The 19484-nt window shown below is 52.2% G+C and carries 21 protein-coding genes; 8 read left to right on the top strand and 13 right to left on the bottom strand.

The annotated features are described in order from the left end of the window. Nucleotides 1-93 precede the first annotated feature (93 nt). The gene (locus OGV65_RS09070) at nt 94-471 is read left to right on the top strand and encodes a GFA family protein (RefSeq protein ID WP_286454870.1); all 378 of its coding nucleotides are present in this window, start codon (nt 94-96) and stop codon (nt 469-471) included. On the opposite strand, the gene OGV65_RS09065 is transcribed toward OGV65_RS09070, so the two are convergent. The 6 genes from OGV65_RS09065 to sad all read right to left on the bottom strand — a co-directional run bounded on the left by OGV65_RS09065 (nt 468) and on the right by sad (nt 6607). Next, entirely contained in the window at nt 468-1382 is a 915-nt protein-coding gene (locus tag OGV65_RS09065) for a bestrophin family protein (protein WP_016153081.1), read from the bottom strand. The genes OGV65_RS09070 and OGV65_RS09065 overlap by 4 nt on opposite strands. Nucleotides 1383-1590: 208 nt before the next feature. Further along, nucleotides 1591-3042 carry a tagaturonate reductase gene (locus OGV65_RS09060; RefSeq protein WP_016156489.1) on the bottom strand — a complete coding sequence of 484 codons (1452 nt, stop codon included), beginning with the start codon at nt 3040-3042 and terminating at the stop codon, nt 1591-1593. A gap of 106 nt (nt 3043-3148) precedes the next feature. Then, on the bottom strand, nt 3149-3676 hold the full coding sequence (locus tag OGV65_RS09055) for a GNAT family N-acetyltransferase (protein ID WP_279265791.1): 528 nt from the start codon (nt 3674-3676) through the stop codon (nt 3149-3151). 81 nt (nt 3677-3757) lie between these two features. Continuing rightward, a complete protein-coding gene (locus tag OGV65_RS09050; RefSeq protein WP_016153078.1) occupies nt 3758-4117 on the bottom strand; it encodes a DUF4186 domain-containing protein in 360 nt (119 codons plus the stop codon). After that, complete coding sequence (gene glsB / locus OGV65_RS09045) at nt 4117-5043, bottom strand: glutaminase B (protein WP_016153077.1); 927 nt, start codon at nt 5041-5043, stop codon at nt 4117-4119. Before glsB ends, OGV65_RS09050 begins: the two co-directional genes overlap by 1 nt. 175 nt (nt 5044-5218) lie before the next feature. Continuing rightward, on the bottom strand, nt 5219-6607 hold the full coding sequence (sad, locus tag OGV65_RS09040; protein ID WP_029139536.1) for a succinate-semialdehyde dehydrogenase: 1389 nt from the start codon (nt 6605-6607) through the stop codon (nt 5219-5221). Between the two features lie 102 nt (nt 6608-6709). Between sad and ptrR the strand changes: the two genes are divergently transcribed. Continuing rightward, nucleotides 6710-7585 carry a putrescine utilization regulator PtrR gene (gene ptrR / locus OGV65_RS09035; protein WP_065554453.1) on the top strand — a complete coding sequence of 292 codons (876 nt, stop codon included), beginning with the start codon at nt 6710-6712 and terminating at the stop codon, nt 7583-7585. Between the two features lie 221 nt (nt 7586-7806). Next, nucleotides 7807-9003 (top strand): sugar transporter, encoded by a 1197-nt coding sequence (locus tag OGV65_RS09030; RefSeq protein ID WP_019076778.1) that lies wholly within the window; start codon nt 7807-7809, stop codon nt 9001-9003. 35 nt (nt 9004-9038) lie between these two features. Here the strand turns inward: OGV65_RS09030 and OGV65_RS09025 are convergent, their stop codons facing one another. Then, nucleotides 9039-9704, bottom strand: coding sequence for a MarC family NAAT transporter (locus tag OGV65_RS09025; RefSeq protein ID WP_016153073.1), 666 nt, complete (start codon nt 9702-9704; stop codon nt 9039-9041). Nucleotides 9705-9961: 257 nt separating this feature from the next. On the opposite strand from OGV65_RS09025, the gene marR reads away from it, so the two are divergent. The 3 genes from marR to marB are packed head-to-tail and all read left to right on the top strand — an operon-like array spanning nt 9962 to nt 11047. Beyond that, nucleotides 9962-10396: a multiple antibiotic resistance transcriptional regulator MarR gene (gene marR / locus OGV65_RS09020; protein WP_016156485.1), complete on the top strand. Its 435-nt coding sequence runs from the start codon at nt 9962-9964 to the stop codon at nt 10394-10396. Nucleotides 10397-10414: 18 nt separating this feature from the next. After that, nucleotides 10415-10798 (top strand): MDR efflux pump AcrAB transcriptional activator MarA, encoded by a 384-nt coding sequence (marA, locus tag OGV65_RS09015; RefSeq protein WP_003032424.1) that lies wholly within the window; start codon nt 10415-10417, stop codon nt 10796-10798. Nucleotides 10799-10828: 30 nt separating this feature from the next. Beyond that, nucleotides 10829-11047 (top strand): multiple antibiotic resistance protein MarB, encoded by a 219-nt coding sequence (gene marB / locus OGV65_RS09010; protein ID WP_016153071.1) that lies wholly within the window; start codon nt 10829-10831, stop codon nt 11045-11047. 31 nt (nt 11048-11078) lie between these two features. Here marB and eamA read toward each other — a convergent pair whose 3' ends face one another. Beyond that, entirely contained in the window at nt 11079-11978 is a 900-nt protein-coding gene (gene eamA / locus OGV65_RS09005; RefSeq protein WP_019076776.1) for an O-acetylserine/cysteine exporter, read from the bottom strand. 198 nt (nt 11979-12176) lie between these two features. Between eamA and ydeE the strand changes: the two genes are divergently transcribed. After that, nucleotides 12177-13364: an efflux MFS transporter YdeE gene (ydeE, locus tag OGV65_RS09000; RefSeq protein ID WP_047359042.1), complete on the top strand. Its 1188-nt coding sequence runs from the start codon at nt 12177-12179 to the stop codon at nt 13362-13364. Between the two features lie 40 nt (nt 13365-13404). Here ydeE and urtE read toward each other — a convergent pair whose 3' ends face one another. The 5 genes from urtE to urtA are packed head-to-tail and all read right to left on the bottom strand — an operon-like array spanning nt 13405 to nt 18872. Next, nucleotides 13405-14103 carry an urea ABC transporter ATP-binding subunit UrtE gene (gene urtE / locus OGV65_RS08995; protein WP_279265792.1) on the bottom strand — a complete coding sequence of 233 codons (699 nt, stop codon included), beginning with the start codon at nt 14101-14103 and terminating at the stop codon, nt 13405-13407. Between the two features lie 9 nt (nt 14104-14112). Continuing rightward, on the bottom strand, nt 14113-14910 hold the full coding sequence (gene urtD / locus OGV65_RS08990) for an urea ABC transporter ATP-binding protein UrtD (RefSeq protein WP_103766290.1): 798 nt from the start codon (nt 14908-14910) through the stop codon (nt 14113-14115). Next, complete coding sequence (gene urtC, locus OGV65_RS08985) at nt 14910-15983, bottom strand: urea ABC transporter permease subunit UrtC (RefSeq protein ID WP_016153066.1); 1074 nt, start codon at nt 15981-15983, stop codon at nt 14910-14912. The genes urtD and urtC overlap by 1 nt, the downstream gene beginning before the upstream one ends. Further along, nucleotides 15983-17557 carry an urea ABC transporter permease subunit UrtB gene (urtB, locus tag OGV65_RS08980; protein WP_286454869.1) on the bottom strand — a complete coding sequence of 525 codons (1575 nt, stop codon included), beginning with the start codon at nt 17555-17557 and terminating at the stop codon, nt 15983-15985. Before urtB ends, urtC begins: the two co-directional genes overlap by 1 nt. 43 nt (nt 17558-17600) lie before the next feature. After that, nucleotides 17601-18872 (bottom strand): urea ABC transporter substrate-binding protein, encoded by a 1272-nt coding sequence (gene urtA / locus OGV65_RS08975; RefSeq protein ID WP_286454868.1) that lies wholly within the window; start codon nt 18870-18872, stop codon nt 17601-17603. 486 nt (nt 18873-19358) lie between these two features. On the opposite strand from urtA, the gene mgtS reads away from it, so the two are divergent. Then, complete coding sequence (gene mgtS, locus OGV65_RS08970) at nt 19359-19454, top strand: protein MgtS (RefSeq protein WP_003032406.1); 96 nt, start codon at nt 19359-19361, stop codon at nt 19452-19454. The last annotated feature ends 30 nt before the right edge of the window (nt 19455-19484 follow it).

Genomic DNA, 19484 nt, shown 5'->3' with positions numbered 1-19484 from the left:
CCTATGAGCGCCCTCGCCTTTTTAACATAAGGATCTAGTGACAATGCGAGGCATCTGCTAGTGTCTTGCCACGTGTTTCCGATGGGAGTTGTTATGTCTAAAGTCTACATTGGTGGGTGTCTTTGTGGTTCGATCCGCTTCACGGCCAGCAGTCCTAATAATTCCCATACCTACTCCTGCGATATATGCCGGAAACATACGGGCGCACCGACCGTCGTCTGGATTGAGTTTGATGCGAAAAATGTGGAATGGACCGGAAAAGCCGGAAAACCGACAACCTGGCGCTCATCAGAAACGAGTTGTCGAGCCTTTTGCCCTCAGTGCGGCAGTTCCGTGGGCGCTATTGATGATGCCCCGGTAATTGCACTTTTAGCCGGGGCTTTTGATGATCCTAACGATGAAGACCTGGCGCCAGAGTTTCATTCGTTTTCCGATATGCAGCCAGCCTGGTGGCAAAACGAACGTAACTAAGTTAGTTGGTAATGCTTATCAGGCATGTGTTTTGCTGGCACATTTGTTTCATCGTTCATCTGCAGCAAATCGATTTCGATCGCATTGCAAATCGCATCCAGCGGCAGATCATTGTTCTCTGTGCCAAACGGATCTTCAAGCTCTTCTGCAAGCGTGTCGAGCGAGATAAAAGTATAGGAAATAAGCACCGAGATAAACGGTGTCATGTAGTGCAGATCCACCACTAACGCGAATGGCAGCATGATACAAAACAGGTATACCGTGCGATGAAGGATCAAAGTATAAGCAAACGGGACCGGGGTATTCGCAATCCGCTCACAACCAGCCAGTACCGCAGACATATCGTTTAACCTATTGTTTAAACTATGAAATAATATGTCTGACAGTTGACCATTACGCCTGCGCACGGCCAACCACTCTCCCATCAACAACAAAATGCGGTTTGCTGGAGATTGTGAGGCAAATACCGTCTGCAGATCTTTCTCGCTGAGGTACTTCGCCAACGGCTCTGCCTGTGGCTTTCGACGTAAAGTCATGCGTAAACAGTGGGCAAACGCGATTTGCAGACGAACAAACTGCCCTAATTCGGCGTCGTCCGGTAAGGTGGTTTTTACCTCACGCAGTAGCGATCGGGAAGCAATCATCAACTGCCCCCACAGGTGTCGGGCCTCAACGTAACGTGAATAACAGGCGTTATTGCGAAAACCTAAAAAGATAGCAATCGCCACGCCGAGAATGCTGAATGGCGCCAGGGTGAATTTGATTCCCAGCATCGTATACCACGGAAGCATGATAATAACGGCGATGGAGAGTAGGAAGTTCAGCAACAGTCGTGAAAAGATTTTGGATAATACTGACCCATGCCAGACGAATATCAGGCGTAGCCAGTGTTGTTGGGGGCGAACGATCATGGTTTTCTTCGGGAAAATGTGAAATCCATCACATTAGACGCGATCATGATCAATGTTGCAAGTTAATCGCAACATTAACTAAACAACTGTTGCTCTGCCAGAACCACCGCGCACCGGAGTTACAGAACGGTGAAGTCATTAATAAATAATAGTATGTTGTAACTAAAGAATGTTCTATAAAAAACCCGGCCTGAGCCGGGTTGTATTCTTAGCACAATGGCTTAACGGCTTCACGCATGCCTTTGGCCAGAATGGTATCCAGATCGGCTGAAACCTGCTCCACGAGTCCGGAAACCTGAGTCAGATCCTGTTCCCAGTGTTCTTTAACGCCCAGTACCGATTTGACTAACTCTTCGGTGCTTATCTGGCGGTCATGATGCTGGGACCACAGCTGTTGAAAACGTGCCACCCAGTGCGCATCATCCTGGACCGGATAAGCCTCACCGTTACGCTCTCCACGATAGAAAGCAATCAGCGCGGCAAGCGCAAACGTCAGGCGCGCCGGCAGTTTACCGCTGGCCTGTTGCCCTGCCAGCAGCTGCGGCAAAATACGGGTACGGAATTTAGTCATGCCGTTCAGGGCAATCGACAGCAACTGATGCTTGATGTACGGATTGCAGAATCGACCGGTCACCGCGCTGGCGAAAGACGCCAGCTCATCGCGGGGTAAATCCAGTACCGGAATGATCTCTTCATAAATTGCTTTTTCAACGAAGGCGCAAATCTCTGCGTCATTCATCGCCTCACCCACGGTGTCCAGCCCTGCCTGCCAGGCAACGGGAACCAGTGCGGTGTGTGCGCCGTTGAGAATCGCCACTTTCCGTTCTTTGTACGGTTTGATGTCATCAACAATCAGGACATTGAGCGGATATTTATCCAGACGCAGTTCTGCAGCTAATGACTTCGGTCCTTGAATGACAAACAGATAGAAGTGTTCTGCAGTGTCGAGGAAGGCATCGTGATAGCCCAACTCAGCTTCCAGTTTCTCCACTTCGTCACGCGGATAACCGGTAACAATGCGGTCCACCAGCGTGGAGCAAAATGCGTTGGCCTGATCCAGCCACTGAATAAATGCCTCCGGCAGCGCCCACTCCTGAGCGTAGCGCAGTACCAGTTCACGCAGCGCATCACCATTGTAATCAATCAGTTCGCAAGGAATGATAATCCAGCCTTTATCCGACGCGCCATTAAAATGGCTGAAGCGTTCGAACAACAGTCGGGTCAGTTTAGCCGGATAACTCACCGCCGGTGCATCCTCAAACTTATCGCCCGCGTGGTAGCTGATGCCCGCTTCAGTCGTGTTGGAGAACACAAAACGCATATCTGGATTATGCGCCAACTTCAGGAACTCATCGTATTCGCTATAGACGCTGATTTCGCGGTTAACCGAACGGATCAAACGGGCATCGCTTACGGCCTCGCCCTTCTCATTCAAACCACGAATGATGGTGGTATAGAGACCATCCTGCGTACTCAGCGATGGCGGGAAGGTACTTTCGATGGGACGAACAATGACTACACCAGCGTTCAGATCGGTATGTTCGTTCAGCAAATCGACTTGCCAGTCAACAAAGGCGCGCAGGAAGTTTCCTTCACCAAACTGAATAATGCGTTCAGGATACTGAGCACCGGGGAAATCGCGACGATTTAGTGTTTGCACAATGGGTTCCCTTTTTAATTAGTCATACAACCTGATTGAATTGGTCCAACAGGTTAGCAAACTTTAATACATTGAAACCCTGTTTTGATCAATCCCCGGCGACAAATTAGAGAGTTTTGTAGAAAAGTGTGGTCCCGGTCAGCTTCCCGTCAGGCATTTTTGCATAGTCCGGTATCACCCCTACTTGTTGCCATCCACAATTGTGGTAGAACAACTCAGCGCCACTGCCCGTCGCTGTATCAAGCACCAGCAGCGTTTTCCCTTGCTGACGCGCGTAGTTTTCGAGTTCGTTCATCAACGTCCGGGCAACCCCACCACGCCGCGCTGAGGGGTGAACCAGCAACTTAGCGACATCAGCACGATGAGGTTGGTTTTCGGGTTGATCGATAATGAGCTGGACGGTACCGACAAGCACCCCCTGTGCGTTCTGCGTACCCAGAACAATCCTTTCTCCACGGTCAACGCTTTGCGCGACGCTCATCCAGAAAGGCCGTGATTTATCACCACTAAAAGGGAGCATAAAGCTGACAGAGGCGCCATCATTGACGCATGTTTCAAGGATGTCGCTGAACTCATCGATTCTCGACAGAATCTGGGCCGAGCTCAGCACAAAGCAGGGTTTACAGGAAGCCATTTTTTTCTCCTTACAATGACCCCTTCATACTGCTTTTAACAATTGCACAACACAAGGAGTCATATCATAGGATTATGTTATCTATGGCTTGTTCATCTGGATCACTAGCCAGTGGTAGATAACCGTGACAACGTAACGCTGCTGTTCATCGTTTAACGCCACACCCTGAGGGATATCATGCCATTTCGCCAGACATCCCCGACAACAGGTCGCCGTAGCATGTTGAGCGATAAATACCGGATGCCCGCGCATGGGTGTCTGCTTACCGTCATTGGCAGGAAACGCGGGCGCCAGCCGTTTGGCAATAAAATCCGTGGCATGTTGTTCGATAACCGGCGCGCCTTTATCCAGACAATACTGCCTTTCTTTCTGGCCAAGGCGAAACCGCGAGCGAAACGTTGATTTCGCCAGCCGGGCAAAAAGAGGATCGAGCGTGTTCATCAGTAAACCGAGCGCCCCAGTTGTTGCGTTAGTTGCTCCAGCACGGCGATACCCGCCAGCGAATTTCCCGCCGCATCCAGTTCCGGACTCCAGACGGCAATCGCCATCTCGTGAGGCACGATAGCCACGATACCGCCCCCCACGCCAGATTTCGCCGGTAAGCCCACTCTCCAGGCAAATTCCCCTGCGTTCTGATACATGCCACTGGTCGCCATCAGCGCGTTGATTTGCCGGGCCTGCATGGGCGTCACCACGGGCTCAGCAAGATGAAAAGCATGTCCCTGATTCGCCAGAAAGACGAACGTGCGCGCCAGCTCCACACAGCTCATTTTCAGTGCGCAGTAGTGAAAGTAATTTTGCAAAACGGTGGTCACGTCATGGTGAAAATTGCCAAAGGACTTCATTAACCAGGCAATAGCCGCGTTACGCGCCGAGTGCTCAAACTCAGAACGCGCCACCGTCGCATCATAGGCAATATCCGAAACGCCGCTTAGCGCCCGTACCACTTCCAGCATCCGTTGACGCGGTGCGCTCAGACGTCCTTGCAGCATATCGCAAACCACCAGCGCCCCGGCGTTGATAAAGGGATTGCGTGGGATCCCTTGCTCCATTTCCAGCTGCACCAGGGAGTTGAAAGGATGACCGGAAGGATCCTTGCCGACGCGTTGCCAGATCTCATCTTCCTGATAGTGACGCATCGCCACGACCAGACTGAGCACCTTTGAAATTGACTGAATAGAAAAGCGCTCTTGCGCATCCCCCGCCTGATAGTGCTGTCCATCGACGGTGCAAATAGCAATACCCAGTTTTGAACCGTCGACAGAAGCTAAGGCAGGAATGTAATCAGCGACTTTACCCTGACCAATCAGCGGACGAACCTGCTGCACAATGGTCTCTAAAATTGAATTGTCCATGGCCCTGGCCACAACATGCTCCTTGCTCGCAGGTATGAAAGGCCTGCGAGTATAACAGAGCTGAATACGCAGCGTCAGGCCGGAAGGCGGAATCTGGCCACGGTCTGCATGAGCGGGTGAGATTCATGCCGTAGACAGAAATATTGCAGAATTAAGGCCGGTGCCCCCGTCGGAGGCACCCACACCATCAGAGGCGGTTTTTCCAGACGGTCTGTACATTACAAAACTCATGCAGACCAAAGTGTGAAAGCTCGCGGCCAAAACCACTTTTCTTCACGCCGCCAAAAGCAACGCGGGCATCGCTGGCGCTGTAACCATTGATAAATACGCCCCCACACTCCAGGCGTGACGCCATCTTCTGCGCCAGAGCTTCATCCGCAGTGAACACCGTGGCTGATAAGCCGAAATCACTGTCATTAGCCAGCGCTAAGGCATGTTCCGCATTCTTTGCAACGGTAATCGCTGCAACCGGGCCAAACAGCTCCTGACGAAAAGCCGTCATCTCCGGGGTGACATCCCCCAGAACCGTCACGGCATAGTAATTGCCCTGACCCGCGATTTTTTCCCCGCCGAGAAGTAACCGCGCGCCTTCGGCAAGGGAGGCTTCGACCTGCTGATGCAGCTCATCGCGCAGATCAAATCTTGCCATCGGACCCAGATCGTTTTCTTCGTTCAGCGGGTCGCCCATTTTGAGCGCGCTCGCGGCCGCCACAAAACGAGCCGTAAATTCTGCTGCAATTCCTTCTTCGATAATAAAGCGCTTTGCTGCCGCACAAACCTGTCCGGTGTTCTGATAACGACCGGCGACCGCCGCCTTAACGGCCAGATCGAGGTCAGCATCATTAAGGACAATAAACGGATCGGACCCCCCCAGTTCAAGCACGCATTTTTTCAGCGCCGCCCCCGCCTGAGCACCAATCGCCGCACCAGCTCGAACGCTGCCCGTCACCGTTACCGCCGCGATACGCGGGTCATTGATCATCTGACTTACCCCGGCGTTATCGGCATTCACCCAACCATAAACACCCGCGGGAACGCCCGCATCAGCAAAAACCTGCGCGATAATCGCGGCACAGCCGGTTACGTTTGGCGCATGCTTTAACAGATAGCCATTTCCGGCCAGCAGAATTGGAATGGCGCCGCGAAGTACCTGCCAGAGCGGGAAGTTCCACGGCATGATCGCCAGAATAGTTCCAACGGGGCGATACTCAATCACCGCCTGGTTGTTCTCCACCAGCGTAGGTTCCGGGTTGAGCATCGCCGGTCCATGTTCGGCGTACCAGTCACACAATGCGGCTGATTTGGCAACTTCACCACGCGCCTGCTTGATGGGTTTCCCCATTTCACGTGAGATACACTGCGCCATCTCTTCGGCGCGATGACGCAGAGCCTGCCCGATATGACGCAGCGTTTGCGCACGGTGCTCAACGGCAGTGTGTTTCCATTCGCGGTAGCCATTCGCGGCAAGGCTCAGCGCATGTGCAATCTCCTCAGTACTGGCCCACGGCATTGCCGCCAACCTTTCACCGTTGGTAGGGTTAACGGAAATCGCATGTGTTGCTGCTGTGATAGTCATAAGTGCCTCTCTTTATCGCAGGGTATGGTCATATCATGCGCATATTTACTCTTTCTGAAAAATGAATAATATTAACCACACCATTCACGAACAGAGAACATTATGGATCTGACGCAACTGGAAATGTTCAACGCCGTCGCGGAGACAGGCAGTATTACGCAGGCCGCCGCGAAGGTGCATCGCGTGCCATCCAATCTCACCACCCGTATTCGCCAGCTTGAAGCCGACCTTGGCGTCGATCTGTTTATTCGTGAAAATCAGCGTTTGCGGCTTTCCCCGTCCGGGCACAATTTTTTACGCTACAGCCAGCGGATCCTCGCCCTGGTTGACGAGGCGAGAATGGTCGTCGCCGGCGATGAACCGCAGGGGTTGTTCTCTCTTGGCTCGCTCGAGAGTACTGCCGCTGTGCGGATCCCTGCCACGCTGGCTGAATACAATCAGCGTTACCCCAAAATTCAGTTTGCGCTGGCGACAGGTCCTTCAGGCACGATGCTGGACGGCGTGCTCGACGGGACGCTGAACGCCGCCTTTGTCGACGGCCCAATTACTCATCCAGGTCTTGACGGAATGCCGGTCTACCGTGAAGAGATGATGATAGTCACTCCGCACGGTCATCCCCCTATCCAGCGGGCCAGCGACGTTAACGGTTGCAGCATTTACGCCTTTCGCGCCAACTGTTCCTATCGTCGCCATTTTGAAAGCTGGTTTCATGCCGATCGCGCAATGCCTGGCACCATTCATGAAATGGAGTCGTATCACGGCATGCTGGCTTGCGTCATTGCCGGTGCGGGTATCGCGCTGATCCCGCGTTCGATGCTGGAGAGCATGCCAGGACACCATCAGGTCCACGCCTGGCCGCTAAGCGAAAACTGGCGCTGGCTGAATACGTGGCTGGTCTGGCGCAGAGGCGCAATGACGAGGCAACTGGAAGCGTTTATTGAGGTATTGAACCCTCAGTTGTCGAAAAGCACGGAATAATTCGCGATTCTCAAACAACGCCATAAATAGCGTTCCGGGTGAATTCTCACGCCCGGAATTTCATTAATAATGAAACAGTTAAAATTATGCGGAATGTTCGGCACTCAATTTTGCCACCCAGTCAATGAAATGAGATCTTCATCACGAAATGATTGTATTTTAGCCAGCAAAAGTTTTAAGATCGTGGCCTTACCTTTTCGCAGCTAATCCACCTAATTGATATGACAACAGACACTGTTTCCCGCAAGGTCGCGTGGCTTCGGGTAGTTACGCTTGCCATTGCCGGTTTTATTTTCAATACCACCGAGTTTGTCCCTGTCGGTTTGTTATCCGACATCGCACAAAGTTTTAATATGCAGACCGCTCAGGTCGGGATCATGCTGACGATCTACGCCTGGGTTGTCGCCCTGATGTCGCTGCCTTTCATGCTGCTTACCAGCCAGGTAGAACGCCGCAAACTTCTGATCTGCCTGTTTGTCGTTTTTATCGCCAGCCACGTTCTCTCTTTCCTGGCATGGAATTTTACCGTGCTGGTGATCAGTCGTATTGGTATTGCTTTTGCCCACGCTATTTTCTGGTCGATCACCGCATCGCTGGCGATTCGCCTGGCTCCTGCCGGGAAACGCGCGCAGGCTCTCAGCCTGATTGCGACCGGCACCGCGCTGGCGATGGTGTTGGGCCTGCCTATCGGGCGCATCGTTGGTCAGTATTTTGGCTGGCGTACCACCTTCTTCGCCATCGGTATGGGGGCGTTAGTTACCCTACTTTGCTTGATTAAGCTCCTGCCAAAATTACCCAGTGAGCATTCCGGTTCATTAAAAAGCCTGCCGGTTTTATTCCGCCGTCCGGCATTGATGAGCCTGTATCTGCTGACGGTGATTGTGGTCACCGCGCATTACACGGCCTACAGCTATATCGAACCGTTTGTACAGACCGTCGCCGGACTGAGCGCAAACTTTGCCACCGTGCTGCTGCTGGTTCTGGGTGGCGCGGGGATTGTCGGTAGCGTCATTTTTGGCAAGCTGGGTAATCAACATGCTTCCGTATTGATTAGTAGCGCCATTGCTCTGCTGACGGTGTGCCTGGTGCTGTTACTGCCCGCAGCGGACAGCGAAATGCATCTGGCCGTCCTGAGTATATTCTGGGGCATCGCCATTATGTTGATAGGCCTGGGTATGCAGGTGAAAGTGCTGGCGCTGGCCCCGGATGCCACCGACGTCGCAATGGCCCTTTTCTCTGGTATCTTTAATATCGGGATAGGCGCTGGCGCGCTGGTGGGAAATCAGGTGAGTCTGCACTGGTCAATGTCTACGATTGGTTACGTAGGTGCAGTGCCTGCGGTTGTGGCGTTCATATGGTCGGTGATTATCTTCCGTAAATGGCCAGTATCACTGGAAGAGCAGCCTCAGCATTCATAAAAGCGTGCCCGGTAGACAATACCGGGCACGTTGTTTTAAGCGTAAGTTTTAATGATTTCCAGCACGCCGTTAATAATAAACTGCACGCCCATACATACCAGCAGGAAGCCCATCAGACGGGAGATCGCCTCAATACCGCCTTTGCCGACCAGGCGCATAATTCCGCCAGAACTGCGCAAACAACCCCACAGGATAACCCCGACCACGGCAAAAATAATCGGCGGTGCGACCATTATCACCCAGTCCGGAAACTCAGCCCCATGACGCACGGTGGACGCCGAGCTGATGATCATTGCAATCGTACCCGGACCCGCGGTGCTTGGCATAGCCAGCGGAACAAATGCAATATTCGCCGTCGGTTCATCTTCCAGTTCTTCTGATTTGCTTCTCGCTTCCGGAGAGTCATGTGCCTTCTGCTGTGGAAACAACATTCGAAAGCCAATAAACGCAACGATTAACCCACCCGCGATACGTAACCCGGGAATCGAAATCCCAAAGGTATTCATCACCAATTGTCCGGCATAATACGCCACCATCATGATGGCAAACACGTAAACGGACGCCATGAGTGACTGACGGTTACGCTCTGCGCTGTTCATGTTGCCGGCAAGGCCGAGGAACAACGCCACGGTGGTTAACGGGTTTGCCAACGGTAACAGGACTACCAGCCCCAGTCCTATTGCTTTAAACAAGTCCATCATAATGTCATCTTTCCTGTGCGTTAATCGTCAACGGCAAGTATACGGTGAAATCCGGGAGATAAGCCATTTTCGCGGTGTAAGGATTCATTTTTCACCCGCACGTATAAACCATAATTTTCAAACCGTTAAAATTCCACTCGCCAGAAATTGAGTCTGATGATTTAGCAAAACGTGGCATTTGCTGACCCATTCATTTGACTTATATTTGCCTAAGCAATAATATCAGCCGTGACTAACTACTTGCCAGGGCAACCATTGTGAAAAGCACCAGTGATCTGTTTAACGAAATCATCCCACTGGGTCGTTTGATCTACATGGTTAATCAGAAAAAAGATCGTTTGCTAAACGACTATCTGTCACCGCTGGATATCACGGCATCGCAGTTCAAGGTGCTCTGCTCCATCCGTTGCGCGGTGTGTATTACCCCTGTCGAATTGAAAAAAGTGCTGTCTGTCGATCTCGGCGCCCTGACGCGGATGCTGGACAGGCTGGCCTGTAAAGGCTGGATAGAAAGGCTTCCGAATCCACATGACAAGCGAGGCGTGCTGGTGAAACTCACCGAGCATGGCGCGGCAATTTGCGAGCAGTGTCATCAATTAGTAGGGCAAGACCTGCACCAGGAACTAACAAAAAACTTAACGGCGGATGAAGTGACCACGCTTGAGCATTTGCTTAAGAAAATCCTGCCGTAAACAGAAAGAGGTATGACGATGTCCAGACGCAATACTGACACAATCACTATTCATAGCATTTTGGACTGGATCGAAAATAACCTTGAATCGCCGCTCTCGCTGGAAAAGGTGTCAGAGCGTTCAGGTTACTCCAAATGGCACCTGCAACGGATGTTTAAAAAAGAAACCGGTCATTCACTGGGTCAATACATCCGTAGCCGTAAAATGACTGAAATAGCGCAAAAATTAAAAGAGAGTAACGAGCCGATCCTTTATCTGGCGGAGCGTTACGGCTTTGAGTCCCAGCAAACGCTGACCCGGACATTCAAAAACTATTTTGATGTTCCGCCGCATAAATACCGTATGACGAATATGCACGGCGAATCACGCTATTTGCTGCCACTCAATCAATGTAATTGCTAATCGCCAGTTAACGACGTAACCGAGGAAATCATGAAACTTCTGTCTTATGCGATGCTGGCCCTGCTGTATGTTGTTTCGGGCCAGAGCATGGCGGAACAGACCGCGCAGCCTGCCACACAAAACAGTCGTGACGCGATGATTATGCCGCCTGCGCACGATCGGTCCCCGTTCGATTTTAATCATATGGGTGCAGGCAGCGACAAATCCGACGAATTAGGTGTGCCTTATTACAATATGCGCAACCTGTAATTTTTTTGCCCCGTCACTGCGGGGCTTTTTTTTACCCTCTCGCCTGCGCAGTCTTACGCAACCGAAAGCCAAACACATTAATGTACAATCCTGCCATGATCAGCAGCGCACCGAGCAGTTGTAATCCGGTAAGCGTTTCATCCAGCAGCACGGCCGCGCTCGCCAGTCCAACAACCGGCACCAACAGCGACAACGGCGCGACACGCCAGGTTTCATAACGCCCGAGTAAAGATCCCCAGATGCCATAACCCACAATGGTCGCCACAAACGCCAGATAAACCAGTGACAGAATGGTGGTCATATCTATCGTCACCAGACTTTGGATAATTTGCGTTGGGCCATCGAGAAGTATTGAGGCGAGGAAGAATGGGACAACAGGAATCAACGCACTCCATACCACCAACGACATCACCGCCGGGCGTGACGTATGCTGCATGATTTTTTTATTAAAGATATTACCGCTGGCCCAGCTTAGCGCCGCCGCCAGCGTCAGCATAAAACCGAGCATGCCAACATGCTGTCCGTTCAGACTGGCCTCAATCAGCACCAGCACGCCAAATATGGCCAGCGCAATTCCTACCCGTTGTTTACCTTGCAGACGTTCACCAAAGGCGAATGCCCCCAGAATGATGGTGAAAAACGCCTGAGCCTGTAATACCAAAGAAGCTAACCCGGCAGGCATACCGAATTTGATGGCGCTAAAGAGAAACGCAAACTGCCCAAAACTGATGGTCAGCCCATAGCCGAGCAGCAGTGAAAGCGGAATTTTCGGCCGGGCAACAAAAAAAATCGCCGGAAATGCCACCAGTAAAAAACGCAACCCTGCCAGCATTAACGGTGGCATATTGTGGAGCCCCACTTTGATGACGACAAAGTTCAGCCCCCAAACCACAACGACCAGTAACGCTAATAACCCGTCTTTACGCGACATACCACCGCCCCTGCGAATATTAAATTTTTGTAAACAAATTAAAGTAACGGAAATCGTTGTGCCGTAACAGATCATTAATTCAGGTAGGCCACACAGGGCATTTTCGGACAACTTATTGAGTGTACATCACACTTTTAGCATGCTATTTGTTTCTGATATCTAAAAAAAACATAACAACATGCATTGTCGGGCAGGAAAATGAATATCTCTCTGAGAAGGTCCACTCTCGCGTTACTCGCGTCATCATTGTTATTAACGATTGGGCGTGGCGCCACGCTGCCCTTTATGACGATCTACCTCAGCCGACAGTACAATCTGAGCGTCGACCTGATCGGTTATGCGATGACGGTCGCACTGACCATTGGCGTCGTGTTCAGCCTTGGCTTTGGTATTCTGGCCGACAAGTTTGATAAAAAACGCTATATGCTGCTGGCTATCTGCGGCTTTGCCTCTGGCTTTATTGCTATTCCACTGGTGCATAACGTAGTGGTAGTGGTTTTGCTCTTTGCCCTGATCAACTGCGCCTACTCCGTCTTCGCCACGGTGCTGAAAGCCTGGTTTGCCGATAATCTCTCGGCGACCAACAAGACTAAAATTTTCTCGCTTAACTATACCGTGCTGAACATCGGCTGGACCGTAGGCCCACCGCTGGGTACGCTACTGGTGATGCAAAGCATTAACCTGCCGTTCTGGCTCGCTGCTGCATGTTCAGCACTCCCTCTGGTATTTATCCAGACCTGGGTAAAACGTTCACCAGCAGCATCAGAAGGTTTGAACGCGGCAGTTTGGTCCCCCTCGGTACTGCTGCGCGACAGAGCATTATTCTGGTTTACGCTGTCAGCATTTTTGGCGTCATTCGTTGGTGGTGCCTTTGCGTCCTGTATTTCGCAATACGTTATGGTGGTTGCAGACGGCGATTTTGCCGAGAAAGTGGTGGCAGTCGTCCTGCCTGTTAACGCCGCCATTGTGGTATCACTGCAATATGCCCTCGGGCGCAGGCTCACCGCCACCAATATCCGCCCGCTAATGACTGTAGGCACGCTGTTCTTTGTGGTCGGTCTGGTTGGCTTCACCTTCTCCGGCAACAACCTGGTGTTATGGGGCATTTCTGCGGCCTTTTTCACTATCGGCGAAGTCATTTACGCACCGGGTGAATACATGCTCATCGACAACATCGCGCCTGCAGGAATGAAAGCCAGCTATTTTTCCGCCCAGTCGTTAGGCTGGTTGGGCGCAGCGGTAAACCCATTAGTCAGCGGCGTCATTTTAACCACATTGCCGCCGTGGTCGCTGTTTGTGGCGCTGATGGTGGCGATCGTTCTTGCCTGGGCGCTAATGATAAAAGGCATGCGCGCCAAACCCTGGGGCCAGACGGCGGTCTGCTAATGATGATCGCGACAGAGCCAAAGCCGCTCTGTCGCGAATCTCAAATGGCGACCAGCCCTCGAACGCCGTCGGACTCCATATTTTTACCGTCACCGCTTTGAATAATGCTGCCTCGCGACATGAGTAAGTATTTGTCGGCCAGTTGCTGCGCAAAATCATAGAACTGTTCCACCAGCAAAATGGCCATGTCACCCCGGTGCGCCAGTTGAGAAATCACCTGCCCAATTTCTTTAATCACCGACGGCTGGATCCCCTCCGTGGGCTCATCGAGGATCAACAACTGCGGGCGACTGGCCAGCGCTCGCCCAATCGCCAGTTGCTGCTGTTGCCCGCCGGACAAATCTCCGCCCCGCCGATGTTTCATCTCCTGTAGAACCGGAAAGAGCGCATAGATATCATCCGGCACACGTCTGGCCTCCTGTGCTGAAAAACGGGAAAGGCCGAGCAGCAGGTTCTCTTCTACCGTCAGTCGCGGGAAAATATCGCGACCCTGTGGTACATACGCCACACCGGCCCTGACCCGCTGATGCGGCTTCCAGTGAGTGACATTTTTCTCCTGCCAGAGCACACTCCCGCTGCGGGCAGGAATAAGCCCCATCAGGCACTTAAGAAGTGTCGTTTTCCCCACGCCGTTACGCCCCAGCAGACATGTCACCTCGCCGATACGCGCCTCAAAGTTCACACCTCGCAGAATATGGCTGCCACCATAGTATTGATTCAGTTCTTTCACCTGCAGCATCTGTGCTCCTTAACGCCCGAGATAAACTTCAATAACCTGCTCGTTGGCCTGCACTTCGCGCAGACTTCCCTGAGCCAGAACGCGTCCCTGGTGTAAGACCGTGACGCGATCGGCAATGGTTTCGACAAATCCCATATCGTGCTCAACAACCATCAGCGAGTGCTTCCCGGCAAGCTTACGAAACAGTTCCGCAGTGTATTCCGTCTCCGCATCCGTCATGCCCGCCGCGGGTTCATCCAGCAGCAGTAAATGCGGCTCCTGTACCAACAGCATGCCAATTTCGAGAAACTGTTTTTGCCCGTGAGAAAGCAGCCCGGCGCAGCGGGCCCGCTCGTTGCCCAGCCGCAACAGCGCCAGTATTTCATCTATACGATCCCGTTGTTCGCCGGTGAGGCGCGCCCGTAAAGAGCCCCAGACAGATTTATCGCTTTTCAGCGCCAGCTCCAGATTTTCCTCCACCGTTAACGCTTCAAACACCGTGGGTTTCTGAAACTTCCGCCCAATACCCTGACGTGCAATGGCGATGGGGTCCAGCGTTGTTAAATCGGTCGACTGATCGTATATCGCCCGACCACTTTGCGGCCTGGTTTTGCCGGTAATAACATCCATTAGCGTCGTTTTTCCGGCACCATTGGGACCAATGATGCAACGCAGCTCCCCAACGCCAATATTGAGCGTGAGATCCGTTAACGCCTGGAAGCCATCGAAGTTAACGTTAATTTTTTCCAACTGGAGCACCGGGTCCGTTTGGTTGCGAAACCGATCGCCTGGCATCTGGCGAGTAAAAAGCCCTTCATCTGGCTGCATTATTTGTCTCCCTTGCGAAACAGACCCATCACACCACGAGGTAAAAACAGCGTAACGCCAATAAAGATCAGGCCAAGAAACAGTTGCCAGTATTCCGGCATAATGACGGTAAACAGGCTTTTAGCGCCGTTCACCAGTACGGCGCCAAATACCGGGCCAATCAGGGTTCCACGCCCGCCGAGGGCAACCCAAATCGCCGCTTCTATCGAGTTGGTCGGCGACATTTCGCTGGGGTTAATGATTCCCACCTGCGGAACATACAACGCCCCCGCCAGGCCGCACAGCACGGCGGAAAGCGTCCACACCAGCAGCTTGAAACCTTTCGGATCGTAACCACAGAACATCAGACGGTTCTCGGCGTCGCGCACGGCAGTGAGAATTCGACCAAACTTACTGCGGGCCAGCGCCAGTCCCAGCCATATTGCCAGCACCAGCAGCATGACCGTCGCCAGAAACAGCGCGATACGGGTTGAGGTCGCGGTCACCGGAAATCCCAGAATGGTGGTAAAGCCGGTAAAACCGTTATTTCCCCCAAAGCCGGTTTCGTTGCGGAAAAACAGTAACATTCCGGCGAAAGTCAGGGCCTGGGTCATGATGGAGAAATAAACCCCTTTGATTTTTGAACGGAAGGCAAACCAGCCAAATACCAGCGCCAGCAGGCCCGGCACCAACACAACCAACAACATCGCCCAGATAAAATGTTGCGTTCCCCACCAAAACCAGGGCAGCTCGGTCCACGACAGAAACGACATAAAGGCAGGTAATCCTTCGCCGGAAGCCTGGCGCATCAGGTACATTCCCATCGCATATCCCCCCAGCGCAAAGAAAATACCGTGGCCCAGCGAGAGCATTCCCGCATAGCCCCACACCAGATCCAGTGCCACCGCCACAATGGCATAGCAGAGAATCTTCCCGGCCAGAGTCAATGTCCACACCGATATGGCCAGCGGATGATCCGCAGGTAACAGCGCCAGAAACGGCAGAATAATCAGCGCCAGCAGTAAACCCAGCCCCAGGACGCGTGTCGCGCGTGGCGCTTTACGCGCCAGCGTTAATGTCATTGGCATCGTCATCAGGCAATAACCCTCCCTTTCAACGCGAACAGCCCCTGAGGACGTTTCTGAATAAACAAAATAATCAGCACCAGAATCATAATCTTACCGAGAACAGCTCCCACCTGAGGCTCAAGAATTTTGTTGAAAATCCCAAGCCCAAACGCAGCGGCTACACTCCCCGCGAGTTGTCCCACGCCGCCCAGCACCACCACCAGAAACGAATCGATAATGTAGCTTTGCCCCAGCTCCGGTCCTACGTTGCCTAACTGCGAGAGCGCTACGCCCCCCAGTCCGGCAATCCCTGAACCAAGACCAAAGGCCAGCATATCCACTCGTCCGGTAGGTACGCCGCAGCAGGCCGCCATATTGCGATTTTGCGTCACCGCACGTACGCGCAGTCCGAGACGGGTTTTATTCAACAACAGCCAGGTGAAGAACAGCACCAGAATGGCAAAGCCAAGCACCACAATTCGGTTCCACGGCAAAATCAGATTGGCATAAACCTGAATGCCCCCGGAAAGCCATTCCGGATTTGCGACTTCAAGGTTTTGCGCGCCGAAGGACATACGCACCAACTGGATAAGCATCAGGCTGATCCCCCACGTTGCCAGCAGGGTTTCGAGCGGACGCCCGTATAAATGGCGGATCACTCCGCGCTCGAGTAGCATTCCAACCCCAGCGGTAAGCAAAAAGGCGACCGGAAGCGCAATAACCGGATACCAGGCCAACCATTGCGGGAAAAACTGGCCCATCAGCTGTTGCACCATCCAGGTACCGTAAGCGCCGAGCATTAACATCTCACCATGCGCCATATTAATGACGCCAAGTAAGCCGTAGGTTATCGCCAGACCCAATGCCGCCAGCAGCAAAATGGAGCCCAACGACAATCCCATAAATGCCTGTCCAAGAAGATCGCCAACCTTCATGCGATGCGCGATGGAATTCAGGCTTTCGTCAGCGGCAGCACGAACGCGGGCATCAGGTTCATGTTCAGCATGGGTGAATGGCTGCAGGCGCGCCTGGGTTTCAGGATCGTTCGACGCCCCTAGCAGTTCGATTGCCTGACGTCTGATCTCAGGCGAAGTACTGGTCAGTTGCAGATTTGCCAGTGCAATAGCCAGTAAAGATTTCACGCCAGCATCGGGCTCCAGGGCCAGTCGTTGCTGCAAAAACGGCAGCATCCCCGGCTGGGCCTCACGCTGTAATGTACGCGCTGCCCCGCCCCTTTGCGTGACACTGTCACTTAAGAGCTGGTGGACGGCCAAGGTTCCGGCAACCAGATTACGCAGGCGGTTAGTCAGGCGGATTTTTTTTAGCTCGCCGTTCGGACCTGCCGCCATTCCTAGCGGTTGTACGTGCGAGCCGTTCATGATGAACGCGTTTTTCGCGTTATCTGTCAGCAGGTTCTCATCACTCAGCGCTTTGAGCACCGGCAAGCGTTGAACGTCGGGTTTTACCGACCATTGTTCAAGCAAGGCGGCCTGCTGAGTCCGGTTGGCGGCGGTAAAGGTATCGGCATCTGCGGCCTGCGCTATCCACGGCAAAAGCCACGTCAGCAACAACACACCACGAATAAAGCGCATGGCTTTCATGAGCATTCTCCAAAGCGGTGCCCTCCCGCAGGAGGGCGTAAGATCAGTTGCTGGCGGTTTTAACGGGCTGTTCAGATTTTTTATCATTACCGGCGATATACGGACTCCACGGCTGGGCGCGAACCGGCGCTTCGGTTTGCCACACCACGTTAAACTGGCCGTTGCCTTCAATCTCGCCAATCATGACGGGTTTATGCAGGTGATGGTTGGTCGCATCCATGGTCAGGGTAAATCCTGATGGTGCTGCGAATGATTGTCCTGCCATAGCAGCCCGGACTTTATCCACATCGGTAGTTCCGGCTTTTTCTACTGCCTGCGCCCACATATGCAGGCCAACATAAGTGGCTTCCATAGGGTCGTTGGTCACCACCGAATCAGCATTCGGTAGCTTATGCGCTTTGGCATACGCCCGGTAATCCGCGACGAACTTCTTGTTGGCCGCATTATCTACAGACTCAAAGTAGTTCCACGCAGCCAGGTTGCCCACCAGCGGTTTAGTATCGATACCGCGCAACTCCTCCTCACCCACAGAGAATGCCACCACCGGTACATCCGTGGCTTTCAGGCCCTGGTTCGCTAACTCTTTATAGAATGGAACGTTAGAATCCCCGTTGATGGTCGATACCACCGCCGTTTTTCCCCCTGCGGCGAATTTTTTAATACTGGCAACAATGGTCTGGTAATCGCTGTGTCCGAATGGGGTATACACCTCTTCGAGGTCTTTATCGGCCACGCCTTTCGAATGCAAAAAGGCGCGTAAAATTTTGTTAGTCGTACGCGGATAGACATAGTCCGTACCCAGCAGGTAGAAGCGCTTAGCGCTGCCGCCGTCCTCACTCATCAGATACTCAACCGCCGGGATCGCCTGCTGATTAGGCGCAGCGCCGGTATAGAAGACGTTAGGCGACATCTCCTCACCTTCATATTGCACCGGGTAAAACAGCAAACCGTTCAATTCTTCAAATACCGGTAAAACCGATTTACGCGAAACCGATGTCCAGCAGCCGAAAACCGCCGCTACCTTGTCCTGGCTCAGTAACTGACGTGCTTTTTCAGCAAATAATGGCCAGTTCGAAGCCGGGTCAACCACCACCGGTTCCAGCTTTTTGCCCAATACACCGCCCTGCGCATTGATTTCATTAATAGTCATCAACGCCACATCTTTCAGCGGCGTTTCGGAAATAGCCATGGTGCCGGATAACGAATGCATGATGCCAACCTTAATAGTGTCGGCCGCCTGAACGCTAAAACTCATTCCCATTGCGACAACAGAGGCGGAAAGCGCAAAAGCTTTTAAAAATGTACGACGCTGCATAGTTTCACTCCTGAAATTAGTCTTGTTGAAAGCCCCGGTGCAGCCGGGCAGACAAAACGGTGCAAATTAATGGTATTCAGAAGTGATAAGGCAAAAACGATGCCAGATATTAAAACATCATATAAAATCAATGAATTAGAATTTTAAGCACAAAAATCAGTATTAATTTTTGCCACCAGAAGGATTAATCGCGTGAAACATTGAACCACAATGAGACAACTCTGCATTATAAACGTGCAGCAATCTGTGTCTGTCACACACGGTCATAACGGTGTGCCCCAGTATAAAAACGTGGTTATTTGTTCGCAGATAACCGTGCCTTGTCACTATTATTTATTTTTCCCGACGTAATCACGTCAAAATTTTACTTTTCCGCCGAAATAATCACACAGTTCAGCCTTTGTTTAAGATTGAATTGCTACTATAGTCATAAGCGAGGTGAACTTAAGGTAAGAGAGGAAACTCACAAATAAAGGAGCATTTACTATGCTGGGTAATATGAATATTTTTATGGCTGTTCTGGGAATTATTTTATTTTCCGGTTTCCTGGCCGCGTATTTTAGCCACAGATGGGATGATTGATGAACGGAGATAGTCCTGAACCGACCCGGC

Origin of the sequence: Citrobacter sp. Cb004, from assembly GCF_030337065.1 — a bacterium.
GTDB lineage: Bacteria > Pseudomonadota > Gammaproteobacteria > Enterobacterales > Enterobacteriaceae > Citrobacter > Citrobacter braakii.
The sequence above is the reverse complement of the archived record's forward strand: the minus strand, read 5'-3'. Positions and strand labels throughout refer to the sequence as shown.